We start from the raw sequence: 13,319 nt of genomic DNA, 5'->3' as shown, positions 1-13,319 counted from the left end.
TTGAATCTGATTACCCACCACCACACGGCGAATTGGTATGTCCCGATGAAGCAATGGCGCGTTCTGATCCTTGATACCAAGAGGAGCAATCCAAATCACTACATCTGCTTGGCGATGGCTAGAGCCTTGTCCGAAGCGGGCGCAGTTGAGTGTGTGGTGCGTGCAGACTACGCCGATGCCGTCCTGGCGGCACAGCATAGCGCCTGCAACCTCTTCATCGCCTTCGACGGCGAAGAGCTGGACCGTCCAATCGTCGAACGCATCGCCCAGATATGCGGACGCAGCGTACTTTGGGTGACTGAGGATCCGTACGAACGCAGTATCAACATCGCTAATGCGGATCTTTTCGATCTGATATTTACCAATGACTCGGGAAGTGTATCTGGATATGGCAGCAAGGGTGTGTCGCTGCCGTTGGCAGCTGATCCACGCTTCCATTTTCATTCCATTCCCGATGATCATGACGATACCCATTATCTATACGATTTGTTTTTCGCGGGTACGGCATGGCCTAATCGCTCCGAATTCCTGGCGCGGCTGCAGTCAGCGATTCCAGAGATCAATCTGAAGTTAGCGCTGCCCGCAAATCCATACATTCCGGCGCCTAAACTCGGTATGGATCCCAGCGCATACGACTGGCGCACGCCAAATACCGAGTTCGCCCGGTTCGCAAACCGTAGCCGTTCTGTCTTGACGTTACATCGCTCCTTTTCGTCTTCTGGCAACGATCCGGTTGCGCATACGCCTGGTCCGCGCTTCTTTGAGGTCGCGCTGGCGGGTGGTTTCCAGCTGGTCGATATTTCTATTCCCGAGATTCGGGTCCAGGACTACTATCAAGAAGGCCGCGACTACGTTGGCTTCGACGGTCCTGCAGATTGTATTGAAAAACTCAGGCACTACCTCGCTCATCCTGAGCAGCGCATGGCGGTTGCCAGATCGGCACAGGCAGTGACGTTGAAGAAACACTTATACCTGAACCGGGTAGAGTATCTCCTGTCTTGCGTAGACGCTTTGCAGCGTGAGCCCAAGCCGATCGTGAAGAATGAAAAAGATTCTCCGCTGACTCGCCGCAAAGTGCTGGTAGTGTCGCACAACATCATTGGTGTAGCGCCTTACGGCGGTGTGGAGGTCTATCAAGAGTCGGTACGCCAGGCGTTGGCCGATGATATCGAGTTCCTGTTCTATACGCCCGACCGTACTGTTCAGCCTAGCGGCCGCCGCTATACATTGCGCAACGAGGCACTGGACGTCGTCGAAACGTTCGACTTTGATGGGGGGCTGGACGAGGCCGCATTGACCTGCCCGCAACGAGAGGAAGCTTTCTCCGGACTGCTGTACAAGTACGGCATTGAATTGGTGCATTTCCAACACTTGATCGGGCATCCGCCTTCTATCGGTCTGTTGCCAGCTGCCCTCGGGTTGCGATGTGTCTTCAGTCTCCACGATTACCATGCCGTGTGTTCTCGCTTTAATCTGCTTGATTATCGTGAGGTGTACTGCAATATTCCCTCGCTGCCGATCGAAACCTGCGATGTCTGCCTAAATGCTTCGCGAGGTGCCGATATCGGCAGTCAAGCGCGCCGTCGCGCTTTTTTCAGCCGCGTGTTGGACCACATGGACGTGCTGCACGTGAATACGCCTGGAGTTGCTGCGCTCTACCAGCGCATGTATCCGGGGCTATCGGATTCCGGGCGTCTTCTCGTCAATGCGGTGCCCATGCCAAAGAACGACGAAATCTCCGCTGTGCCATTGCCACAGTTGCGCCAGGGCAGGCTTCGAATCGCTATACCCGGCAACTTCACTCGCAATAAAGGCGGTAACGAACTGATCCATGTGATCAATCAACTGCGTTACGACGAGGTGGAAATTAGCATCGTGGGGCCGGTTCCTGCCGAATATCAGACAATTCTGGATATTCTTAAGATTCCTAATTTGACGCTGCATGGTGCCTACAAACCGGGAACGTTAAAGCAGATCCTGGCAGGTCATGACCTCTCGATCCACTTCTCGATTTGGCCCGAAACCTACTGCATCAGCCTGTCCGAAGCATGGTCGGCTGGAGTGGTGCCGATTGTTTCTGATATTGGCGCGCTGGGAGAACGGGTGATCGATGGAGAAAATGGCTACGTCGTTCCGGTCAGCGAAGCCGGCAGTATGGTGCGTCTAATCCGGCAGCTGATTGCCGACCGTTCCGGTTTGGAAGCCATCCGTGTGCGCGTGTTGGCAACAACCACGCAACATCACGACGACCATATGCGGTGGCTGCGGGATCTGTATACCAAACTGCTGCCGCTACAGCCGTTCGTGCAGCGTACGCAGAATTATCCGCGCGGCAATACCATTCGAGATCTGGGTATTTTGCTAGTCGAGCCGAACTGGGTAATCCCACCGCGTGCAGCAAGCGTGGCCGATGGAGGCAGTGGCCCAGTCCCGGTTCTTCCTCTGGGAATCGTCGGCAGGGGGTGCCGCTTCTATAAGAAAAATGGACTCAGAAATACGATCGCGAGAGTTCTGCAGGGAATTGCGCGGCGCCTCGGAGGAGTGCGGACATGAGCGTTTTTGCCCAAAAGATCTTGGTCAGCGGGGCATCTCCTGATAACCAGAATCGCAATGTCGTTCTGCGCGACTACGTGACTGAAGGGTTCGCGCAGTTGCCGCAGGTGGCGCAAGCGTTAGCCACCCCGCTTGAGTTTGCCGCCAAACGCGCGAGCGAGTTACAGCCGGACGTGGTTGTCTGTTTTGGCTCGTGCATGCCTGACGATGCCGAGTATGCCCGTCTTCGACGCTACTGCACGCAGGCCGGCGTGCCTATGGTGTTCTGGCTGCACGACGATCCCTATGAATTCGATTACAACTACAAGATCCGTGACGTTGCAGACATCGTCTTCAGCAACGATCGCTGGTGCGCAGAGCACTACGCACACCCGTTTGCAAGGCACCTGCCGCTGGCCGCAAGCCAGCAAGCACATTGGCGGCCGGTTAGCACTGTTAAGGGCATCAGCATTTTTTTCTGCGGCGTCGCTTTCGCTAACCGCAAGCGCCTCCTGGGTGACCTGCGCAAGACTCTGCAATCGTACGATGCGATGATTCTTGGTGATGGCTGGCCGAGCGAGCTCGCGTTCTGCAGCAATCGTCGACTGCCCAATGATCAGCTATCCGACCACTATGCACGTTCTTGGGTGACGCTCAACATGGGCCGTGATTTCAATTACGCCAATGATCGCTTCAAGCTCGAGCCTTCCACGCCCGGGCCGCGGACCTTCGAGGCTGCCATGGCCGGAACCACCCAGGCATTCTTCGTCGAGAGTCTGGAGATCACCGATTATTATCAACCGAACAGCGAAATCTTGCTCTACAACTCGGCTGTTGAGTTTGCACATTTAATGGAGCAGGTGCTGAACGATCAGCCCAGGTGTATGCGCATCGCCGAGGCTGCACAACAGCGCACGATCGCTGAGCACACGTACAAGTCCCGAGCACAGGGAATTCTGGACACTGTCGACGAGTGGCGAGTGTCTGGCCATTAATTCGAAGAATTGAATGGCGAGAGATATGGCTCTCAATGCGTTTTAGCTAGTGCGGTGCGCGATCTTCGACGATTACGATCTTCGGGTCGCGCATCAGTGTCCAGACCTCTTGGTTGGCGCTCGGCTTGAGCTGGATGCCAGCATCATGTCCGGCCAGCGGCGCAAGATCCAGTTCGATGCGTGTCCATTCTGTCTGCTTGTCCAACCTGGGAACAAATACAGCCTGAAGAGGCGGACGCCCCTCTGCGCTGGCGAATATGCGAAACTCCACCTCGGTTGCTCGATCGCGCGGCCATTCCGGGTGGACACGTACCTCGGCGATAAAACGGCTACGTCGCGTGATTGGCACATGATCAAAACGCAACCACTGTCCCGCGTTAAGGAAACTCTGAACAATCCATCGTGATCTGCCACAATCGATCAACGACCCGAGTAGACGATTTCGATGCAGCTGACCTTCGGCGACGCGGAGTACAACGGCAAGCGCAAGCGGACGCGGCGTGAGGTGTTCTTGGCCGAGATGGACCAGGTCGTGCCGTGGAAGGGTAATCCCCCCGCTTTGAGCGTTCGCCAAAAGTGGAGCTAGGCGGCCATCGCCAATTTCATTGCTGGCGTGATACCGCCGAGCGCCATGTTGGGGCGCTCATGGTTGTACGTCCATAGCCAGCGCGTGGCCTTGTCCTGAACCTGCTCGATGGTGTCGAACAACGTTGTGGCCAGCCAGGCGTAGCGGACGGTGCGGTTGTAACGTTCGACATAGGCATTCTGCTGCGGCTTGCCTGGCTGGATGTGCTCGATCCGAATCCCGCGCTGCTGTGCCCAAGCTAGCAGCGCGCCGCTGATGTACTCCGGGCCGTTGTCGCAGCGAATGGCGTTTGGCTTGCCGCGCCAGTCAATGATCTGTTCCAACGAGCGGATCACCCGGGCCGATGGCAGCGATAAGTCGACCTCGATGCCCAGACCCTCACGGTTGAAGTCATCGAGCACATTGAACAACCGGAAGCTGCGGCCGTCGGCCAGCTGGTCGTGCATGAAATCCATCGACCAGACCTGGTTGATCGTCTCCGGCACCGCCAACGGCTCTGGCCGCTCGCGCACCAGCCGCTTCTTCGGCTTGATCCGCAGGTTCAACTCCAGCTCCCGATAGATGCGGTACACCCGCTTGTGATTCCAGCCAAAGCCCTTCACGTTGCGCAGGTGCAGAAAGCACAGGCCGAACCCCCAATCACGATAGGTTGTGGTCAACCGCACCAGCCAATCGGCAATCCGGGCGTTCTCCTCGCTGGCCTTGGCTTGATAGCGAAAGCAGGTCTCGCTCACCGCAAAGGTCCGGCAGGCATGCCGGATGTTCGTGTGGCCACCATCTACGGCCCATCGGGCCATCTCCCGGCGTTGAGATGGCCTCACCATTTTTTTGCCATCGCCTCCTTCAGCAGGTCGGCGCTGAGCTGGGCATCGGCGTACATCTTCTTCAGGCGCCGGTTCTCGTCCTGCAGCTCCCTGAGCTGGGACATCAGCGATGCGTCCATGCCGCCGAACTTGCTGCGCCACTTGTAGAACGTCGCCGAGCTGATGCCGTGTTCCCGGCACAACTCCGGCACGGGCGTGCCGGCCTCGGCCTGCTTGAGGACGGCAATGATCTGGCTGTCGGTGAAGCGGGATGTCTTCATGGAACCTCCTCGGAAAAGGGTACGAGAAAATTCCACTTCTGGCGTCAGCTAACCTGTGGGGGGATTACCGAAGGACCTGCTGGCGCTGATCGAGCCGCACTACCCGAAGTCGGGGCAGCCGGGGCGACAGCCGTATCGGCTGGAGACCATGCTGCGCATCCACTTTTTGCAGCAGTGGTATGCACTGAGCGATCCATCGGCGGAAGAAGCGCTGTACGACACGGTGTCGATGCGCCGTTTCGCCAAGATCGGCGGGCTGGATGAGGTGCCGGACGAGACGACGATTCTCAACTTCCGCCATCTGTTGGAGCAGCACGATTTGGCGCGCAAGCTGTTCAATCGGGTCAACGCGCACCTGTCGCGCAAGGGGCAGAGCTTGCGCGGCGGGACGATCGTGGACGCCACGATCATCGCTGCGCCCAGCTCGACCAAGAACAAGGATGGCGAGCGCGATCCGGAGATGCACCAAACCAAGAAGGGCAACCAGTACTACTTCGGGATGAAGGCGCACATCGGGGTGGACGATGACTCCGGGCTGGTGCACCACGTGGAGTGCACGGCGGCCAACGTGGCCGATATCACACAAGCGCACAAGCTGCTGCACGGCAAGGAGGACACGCTGTGCGCGGACAGCGGCTACACCGGGCTTGAGAAACGCGAGGAGATGAAGCGCAAGCGCAAACTGCGCTACCTGATCGCGGAGAAGCCCTCGAAGCTGAAGCAGATTAAGAACAAGCGCGAACTGAAGTTGGCCAAGCGCTGGGAGCACACAAAAGCCAGCCTGCGTGCAAAGGTGGAACACCCGTTTCGGGTGATCAAGCGCCAGTTTGGCTACGTCAAGGTGCGCTATCGCGGTTTGGCGAAGAACACCGCACAGATGCTGATGCTGTTTGCGCTGTCGAATCTGTGGCTGAAGCGCAAAGAGTTCATTACCGCCGCGGGGTAGGTGCGCCCGTAATCGGGACGATACCCCGAAAAAGCGCCAAAAACGGCGAAAAACCGAGGATCTGAGCGCGGTCACCGCGACCGATATGGCTTACCACATCCTCCGATCGCGTTGTTCAGACCTTCCTTAATCCATGATTCGTAGTGAGATGGTGGCTCTCTGTCCGGTCGATTGATGCCAATTATCTCTTTGTCTGGCCGATTTATTCCAAGGATGGCGCCCCCATTTCGATAAGCAGAAATTTGAGTCCAGCGGCTTAGATTTATTTTCTCGCCATTTTCAACGAAGCCGCCGTCATGACTAAAGTGATAGACAAATTTTGGCGCTATTAATGCGCACGCTGCAAGGAGGCCCAGTGCCGCAGCTGCGCAGGAGTTAGGGAAGGTCTGAACAACGCGATCGGAGGATGTGGTAAGCCATATCGGTCGCGGTGACCGCGCTCAGATCCTCGGTTTTTCGCCGTTTTTGGCGCTTTTTCGGGGTATCGTCCCGATTACGGGCGCACCTACCCCGCGGCGGTAATGAACTCTTTGCGCTTCAGCCACAGATTCGACAGCGCAAACAGCATCAGCATCTGTGCGGTGTTCTTCGCCAAACCGCGATAGCGCACCTTGACGTAGCCAAACTGGCGCTTGATCACCCGAAACGGGTGTTCCACCTTTGCACGCAGGCTGGCTTTTGTGTGCTCCCAGCGCTTGGCCAACTTCAGTTCGCGCTTGTTCTTAATCTGCTTCAGCTTCGAGGGCTTCTCCGCGATCAGGTAGCGCAGTTTGCGCTTGCGCTTCATCTCCTCGCGTTTCTCAAGCCCGGTGTAGCCGCTGTCCGCGCACAGCGTGTCCTCCTTGCCGTGCAGCAGCTTGTGCGCTTGTGTGATATCGGCCACGTTGGCCGCCGTGCACTCCACGTGGTGCACCAGCCCGGAGTCATCGTCCACCCCGATGTGCGCCTTCATCCCGAAGTAGTACTGGTTGCCCTTCTTGGTTTGGTGCATCTCCGGATCGCGCTCGCCATCCTTGTTCTTGGTCGAGCTGGGCGCAGCGATGATCGTGGCGTCCACGATCGTCCCGCCGCGCAAGCTCTGCCCCTTGCGCGACAGGTGCGCGTTGACCCGATTGAACAGCTTGCGCGCCAAATCGTGCTGCTCCAACAGATGGCGGAAGTTGAGAATCGTCGTCTCGTCCGGCACCTCATCCAGCCCGCCGATCTTGGCGAAACGGCGCATCGACACCGTGTCGTACAGCGCTTCTTCCGCCGATGGATCGCTCAGTGCATACCACTGCTGCAAAAAGTGGATGCGCAGCATGGTCTCCAGCCGATACGGCTGTCGCCCCGGCTGCCCCGACTTCGGGTAGTGCGGCTCGATCAGCGCCAGCAGGTCCTTCCACGGCACGACCTGGTCCATCTCGGCCAAGAACACCTCACGCCGCGTCCGCTTGCGCTTGCCGTTGTACTCCGCGTCGCCGAAGGTCAGCTGCATCGAAATCGTCTACTCGGGTCGTTGATCGATTGTGGCAGATCACGATGGATTGTTCAGAGTTTCCTTAGGTGTTATCCCCCACGACTGCTTGCTCATCGAGTGGCGCTCGAAAATATTTTCAGTTTGGATGGCTGCCATTTCCGGGGCCACACAATACTGGCCGCGACGATTAACAAGCTTGGCACTATCACGGCAAGGTAATAAGCGTGAAATTCTCCGGCGTAGCTTCCGGGAGGATATCGCCAGAAATAAATCATCAGGTACTCGGCAATCATCGCCAGTGCAATCGCCGTCATCGTTGGCTCCCTCAGGGAGCTGAATCCTATACTGAATGAGATGAGTACGGGAATGGCTGAAAACATCATGATGATAAGGAGGAAAAGATCATCGCGCCTGTAAAGGCCAAGTCCTGGAATTAATGGTAGTACAAAAAAGACGATCAACGCCAATCGTGGGAGCCAGCGCTCCGAGTGGCTGTGGAGCAGGCCGCGCAGCGTGACGATGCCTCCGATCAGTCCTAAAGCAAACCATGTGCGCATGTGCTGTGTATAGAAAAGTGTCTCACCAAGGGTGCGCCAACTGATCGCTTCGTTAGACAGGCGATAGTTGAGGATCGCGTCGAGCGTCTCGATCGGCAGAATGCCCTTGATCATGTTCATCCATGGCAGGACTGCAAGGTTTGCAGGATTTGTCGAAGAGTAGAACTCTTTCGCGATCTGCTCAGCGGTGTGGTCCAATCCATAGGCGACTTGTACGTTGTATAAATAGTAAGTGCGCAGGGGCGTAGCTCCTCCGACGAGGTGCTCTGCCACGAACCAGGCGATCGGTACGGCCGCGCACGCGAATGGGACCGCCGCTAGGCGTGGCCAAGTAATCCCATATTTCTGTCTTTGGGCCAAGAGGATGAGGATGAGCGCACCGCCAAATGAAAGGTGCGCCCAGAGGAATGATCCGTGCGCAACGAAGGATGCCCCGCTGAGTAATATCGCAATGATCCAGTTTTTCCGTAATGCCTGGGTGCAGGCGAGGCATATAAGCGAGAGTGCCAATAATTTCGGCCACAACCCGATAGTGTTAAAAACCAGAAAGGGGGATGCCAGAAGCAGCATGCTGATGATCAACGTGCTGCGTCCATTGCTAAAGCGCTCCACCACGTTCAAGAGGCTCAGCGCCGCGATCGAGTTAATCGATATCCACAGGTTTGTGTATGCGAACGCCGTCAATTCGTCATAGTCATAAAACTTGGGCTGCAGATGGATGCCAAAGGCAGGCAGCGTTCCAGCAGTAATGATGCCGCCCAAGAATGGCCTGTCAAAAAGAGCAAACTGCTGAGCACCTATGAGTTGATGACCAAACAGCAGATACTGTGCCTGGAACGCCGATTGTGGCGAATCGCCCGGAGTAACGTTGGTGAGCGAAAAGATGCTCCAGAAGATCGTGCTGCCGCGAGCCGGACCGTAGTGGAAGCTTAGAAGGACCAGGTAGCAGGCAACGCTATAGGCTATAACCAGCAAGAGAGGCTTTGCTAAGGTGACCGCCATCGGACGCCGCCAACGCCAGCTGATCACAGCGCCAGCAAGCAATATCCAAAGAGCCATGCCGCTCCACCCTGGGGCAACTACCAGAGCAACGCTGGTCAATGCGGCATGCGCCAACAGTCCAGCGAGCATGGTACTGGCTCCACGTTCCCAGCTGGACTCGATAGTGCTTAGCCAAGCACGTCCGATCATGTCACCAATGAGGCACAGAAAAATTAGATAGGCAGGCCCAACCATAGCCGTCAGGACAACAATCTGCAGCTGAGTCATCGTGTGATTCCAAGGATCCGCGGCAGTAGCCGTCTATGTAGCAGGTCGATCCTAAATTATAGAGTGGACAGTGAGTCAAGTGCGTGGAATTTGCTTCATCAGCTGTCGGCCAATGAGCTGTGTGAAGAATTCGCCGGTTTTGTTTTATCATTAACCTTAGGAGCAGCCGCCGGCGCTGTGGGATTTGTGAGAATGGAGCACAGAGGATGATGGCAGTGCTGGTTGCATTGGGGCTAATCGTATTGACTGCCTTGTTAGTGGTCTTGATTGGCGGCGCGCTTCTCTCGTGCACTGCAGGCGGGCGCTCGCTTAAGGGGCTGGAGCTTCTTGCCTACTCCATTGGGTTTGGCATTTTGGGACTAGCGATCCTTGGCATTGGCACAGTGTCCATATCTTGGGACTACGAGCGCAATGCGTGGTTACTGCTCTCCGTCACTTTAGTGGCCTCTGTTGTGCAGTGGAGCCGGTCGGATGTCTTCTCGCGTCTGTTCGGCTCCGGTGCTGGTGAGGCGGTGCTTCAATCTCGGCTTGCTGCGCTTGGATGGCTGCTAATGGCAGCCATCCCGATGCTGATGACATTCGTGCCCATCAAGATGCCTTCAGAGCTACCTGATGGTGCCTACGTAATCAAGAATGACCACCTGCACGTCAAAGTGCAGGTGATGCTTGGGGCATTCCCAGCCGATAATTTCATTCCCTTCGCCGCGACCGAGTATCTACTACGCGATATTCCCTTTGCGGAGGAGCGACCGTTGATGCCAGGCCAGGAGCTTGCCAACCGACCAATCTTGATGTCGCTAGCGGCCGTACCGCTGCGAGCAGCACTGGATGCGCCGCAAAAATTAAATGGGCCTCTGCCGACGTTTCGTTATGTCGGCAGACAATGGCCTGACGTTGGCCGTTTTGGTGACGACCGTAGCTACCGCCGGTTTCTGGCGGTGTCCCTGGTCTTGAATGCATCGCTTTTTATCGGCGCTGCATTGCTCTTCCAGTATTTCGGGCTGAGTCGGGGTTACTGGGTTGCGGGTTTGCTAGTGTTCGGCAGTAGTCCTTATTTTGTGGCACAGACACTATTCGCTTGGCCAAAATCGCTCGCTGCGTTCTTCTTGGTACTGAGCGCGTTCACACTGCTGGCACGCAAACCCACGTGGATTGCAGGTCTATTGGGGGCCTTGGCTTACTGGTCGCATCCATATGCCGTCGTGTTCCTAGGTGCATTCGGGTTGTACCTCCTGATTCGGGAACGCAACGACATGAACCCTAGCCGCGGACTGTTGCCGTTTGCAGTAGTTGCTTTCGGAGGCCTCGCGATATGGTGGTTATGGGCGAACTGGTACTTGCAATTGTCATCGGATTTGGTCGAGCAAAATCTTAGCGTAGGCGCCAGCCTGGCTTCACATGCGGAAGCGCGTTTCGTCAACTTACTCAATGCGATCGCGCCCATCAGCTTCCGCGTCCTGCCAACAGTTGGCGATCTGGTGCAGGCGTCGCTGCACGGTATTGTCGGCGCGGTGGGGATTTTGCTACTGCCTCCAGCCGCATTTGCGTCCGTGCAATGCATTCGCCAGCATTCGAAAGAGTTCGTATTGTTGCTGGCGCTGCCCTCGGCACTGTTGATTGGCGTGTTTAGCGTACTGAGCATCCCGGCAGTTCACGGCCTCCAGGCGGTGTCTGTAGCGCTGTTGATGCTCTCTTTGCGTTGGATGCAGCAGAGAAACTTTTATTCATTGATGCTGGCCTGCGCCTCCGGGCAGATTGCAATTAATATCGTCTTATTACTACACCGCGGACACGCGTTGCTGTCCGGCTGAGCGGTTTTTTCGGAGGAATCATGCTCAAACATCTTCTTGTCAGCTTGTTGCCGTTATCGTTGGCGGCTTGTCATCAATATCCTCCGCGCGACTGCCAGCTCAGCGGCAATGTGCAGGTGCAAGTGCGGTCCCCACTCGACGATTCTTCAAATCGATCCATTCGCCTCTCTGCGGGCGAGACGATTCGTGGAACATTTTCTCCTGCCGGGGCATTGCGTGTGGATGCAGTTGCGGTGCAAATTGGAAACGGCGGGGGCGCTGCAGATGGCGAGGTGGAGTTCCGGCTTTGCCAGGATGGCCGTTGTGTCGAGGGCAAAGCTCCGCTACAGGGTTCTAAGGACAATGATTACCTGGAGGTTGGATTACGTTCTAATCTTGGAGTGACGTTCGAGGGAGGCATGATCAGCTACGAGTTCAAACGACTGTCCGGCACCAAGGAAATGGTCGCTTGGATCTATCCCGGTATTGGTCGGCAGACTGGATTAACGTTGGCTGCAGGCAGCACGGATGAAACATTGAACCTAATGCTTCGGCAGCACTAGCCTTCAGCGGGGCAGGCATGTGGACCTGCCCTTCATCATTTCACTTATCTTGATCTTGGAATTTCACGCAGTCGCGGCAGCCAAGTTCGTTTTCCAGCAATCCGCTGAACTGATGCAGTTCAGCGTGGAACTCGGGATCCAATTCTAAAAGTGGCCGGTCTTGAATGAAGCCACTTGTCTTCAGTTGTACACGGGCGTCTTCCACGACTTTGGACCATTTTTCCGAGAACGGCGTTGCAAAAATTGGCCAAAGCGTCGTCACAGTCGTGAAAAACACGTAAGTCGCTACAGCGGCTCCACCCCCGATTGCGCTGACCGGAAGGATGGCCCAATTTCCCAGGCTTTTTGCCAACGGAATCAGAAGTAGGGGGCTGAGCATAAAAATGAAGAATGCAGGAAAGATCAGGTAGCGCGTACCAAACAGGAAAGGATTTATTGCTGTGTTTCCAGGCGAATACTGGAGGCGGACCACGATCAGTGTGCAATACAGCCCCAGTGAAAACGCAAAAGTTCCAGAAAGCAGCCCGTAAGCGACTAGTAGCGGTTTTTGCTCCTGTCGGCCCTTCCACAGCAGTGCGATTGATGTCGCGACGATGGCGAGAAGCAGCGCATAACCATACGCTGCATCGGTGGCGTATGTATCGGGATTCGGCCAAGGGAAGCGGCCGTTGGCCCATAGCGAGCGGGCGCCGCCCTGCAAAGATCCCATGTACAGCGCGCCCATTCTGATCACGTGATCGCCTAGGTTAATCGTTCGCTCGCCAGTCGCTTGCTCTGTGCTCTGCGCCATGATCGCAGCTTGCATCAAGGTCACGATCGTGGAAACGGCGGCGGCGGCATATGCCTTGGCAGGCAATCTGAGCGCCCATGTGCATACAATCGTAGCCACGATAACGGTAACACTGATCGTAAAGCCCACGCCGAACAAATGCATCGAGGCGTAGCCCCATGCGAGAGCCCAGTAAAGGGGCTTGATGTGATTTGTGCGTATTGCATTCAGCAGGTTCGACGTTGCCATTGCGCCGCAAGCAAGGCAAAGCAATTGGGCGGCCATAAACGGCCACGTAGTCAGTTCCAAAACGGTGGGTTGGACCACGAATGCCATTGCCACCAGCCCTGCGATGACCGCGCAGGCTCGCGGGTGCAGAGATGTCAGTGCAAGCGCGGAGTGGCTGAGTAGATAGAGCGATGTCGACAGAAGTCCAAGTACAAGCATCTGACGAATGAACCAGTACTGCTCATCAGCGCCAAACCAGCCGGCCTGTACGAACTCCAAGATGAAGAACACAGGGGTGTAATGGCCGTTGCGAGCGTGCGTCAACAGCGGCTTGATGAAATCGAAATGGTCGCCATGGCTCCAGGCTTGCGCAATGAATAAGCCAGACTCTGCCCGAAACGGCGTCATGTTGAGTCCGATCAGATGGCTGTATGCCGCAAAGAGCAAGGAGAAAACGACGAAGGCGATGACAACGTGCCAGGTCTCTACCACTTTGCTTGTGCCGTCGAAGGGCTCGCTGGGAATCATGTCGTATGGAGTA

The 13,319-nt window shown here is 56.3% G+C and carries 9 protein-coding genes and 2 pseudogenes; 6 read left to right on the top strand and 5 right to left on the bottom strand.

The features are described from left to right. Entirely contained in the window at window positions 1–2,553 is a 2,553-nt protein-coding gene (locus ACCQ03_RS18025; RefSeq protein WP_209227664.1) for a glycosyltransferase family protein, read from the top strand. Beyond that, window positions 2,550–3,527, top strand: coding sequence for a CgeB family protein (locus ACCQ03_RS18020; protein WP_209227666.1), 978 nt, complete (start codon window positions 2,550–2,552; stop codon window positions 3,525–3,527). The genes ACCQ03_RS18025 and ACCQ03_RS18020 overlap by 4 nt, the downstream gene beginning before the upstream one ends. 46 nt (window positions 3,528–3,573) lie before the next feature. On the opposite strand, the gene ACCQ03_RS18015 is transcribed toward ACCQ03_RS18020, so the two are convergent. Further along, window positions 3,574–3,891: a hypothetical protein gene (locus ACCQ03_RS18015; protein WP_209228022.1), complete on the bottom strand. Its 318-nt coding sequence runs from the start codon at window positions 3,889–3,891 to the stop codon at window positions 3,574–3,576. An 81-nt stretch (window positions 3,892–3,972) separates the two neighbouring features. On the opposite strand from ACCQ03_RS18015, the pseudogene ACCQ03_RS18010 reads away from it, so the two are divergent. After that, a pseudogene (locus ACCQ03_RS18010) lies at window positions 3,973–4,074 on the top strand (IS5/IS1182 family transposase); the annotation flags it as partial. A 35-nt stretch (window positions 4,075–4,109) separates the two neighbouring features. Here the strand turns inward: ACCQ03_RS18010 and ACCQ03_RS18005 are convergent. Next, a protein-coding gene (locus tag ACCQ03_RS18005; RefSeq protein ID WP_223842567.1) for an IS3-like element ISXcd1 family transposase occupies window positions 4,110–5,197 on the bottom strand; the annotation gives its coding sequence in 2 pieces (ribosomal slippage) (window positions 4,110–4,945 and window positions 4,945–5,197; 1,089 coding nt in all). Window positions 5,198–5,267: 70 nt separating this feature from the next. Here ACCQ03_RS18005 and ACCQ03_RS18000 point away from each other — a divergent pair. After that, window positions 5,268–6,143, top strand: a pseudogene (locus ACCQ03_RS18000) (IS5 family transposase); the annotation flags it as partial. Window positions 6,144–6,648: 505 nt separating this feature from the next. Here the strand turns inward: ACCQ03_RS18000 and ACCQ03_RS17995 are convergent. Together ACCQ03_RS17995 and ACCQ03_RS17990 are read right to left on the bottom strand one after the other, a co-directional pair. Beyond that, a complete protein-coding gene (locus ACCQ03_RS17995) occupies window positions 6,649–7,620 on the bottom strand; it encodes an IS5 family transposase (protein ID WP_150147813.1) in 972 nt (323 codons plus the stop codon). A 92-nt stretch (window positions 7,621–7,712) separates the two neighbouring features. Continuing rightward, window positions 7,713–9,428 carry a hypothetical protein gene (locus tag ACCQ03_RS17990; protein WP_209226828.1) on the bottom strand — a complete coding sequence of 572 codons (1,716 nt, stop codon included), beginning with the start codon at window positions 9,426–9,428 and terminating at the stop codon, window positions 7,713–7,715. A 206-nt stretch (window positions 9,429–9,634) separates the two neighbouring features. Here ACCQ03_RS17990 and ACCQ03_RS17985 point away from each other — a divergent pair, with 206 nt between their 5' ends. Then, a complete protein-coding gene (locus ACCQ03_RS17985) occupies window positions 9,635–11,239 on the top strand; it encodes a glycosyltransferase family protein (protein WP_209226826.1) in 1,605 nt (534 codons plus the stop codon). 20 nt (window positions 11,240–11,259) lie between these two features. Next, window positions 11,260–11,781, top strand: a complete 522-nt coding sequence (locus ACCQ03_RS17980) for a hypothetical protein (protein WP_150146937.1) — start codon at window positions 11,260–11,262, stop codon at window positions 11,779–11,781. A 40-nt stretch (window positions 11,782–11,821) separates the two neighbouring features. On the opposite strand, the gene ACCQ03_RS17975 is transcribed toward ACCQ03_RS17980, so the two are convergent. Further along, complete coding sequence (locus tag ACCQ03_RS17975; protein ID WP_209226824.1) at window positions 11,822–13,306, bottom strand: hypothetical protein; 1,485 nt, start codon at window positions 13,304–13,306, stop codon at window positions 11,822–11,824. Window positions 13,307–13,319: the final 13 nt, after the last annotated feature.

It is taken from the genome of Xanthomonas sp. NCPPB 3569 (assembly GCF_041475645.2).
Lineage (GTDB): Bacteria > Pseudomonadota > Gammaproteobacteria > Xanthomonadales > Xanthomonadaceae > Xanthomonas > Xanthomonas phaseoli.
Note: the sequence above shows the minus strand (reverse complement) of the source record. Positions and strands in the feature narration are given on the sequence as shown.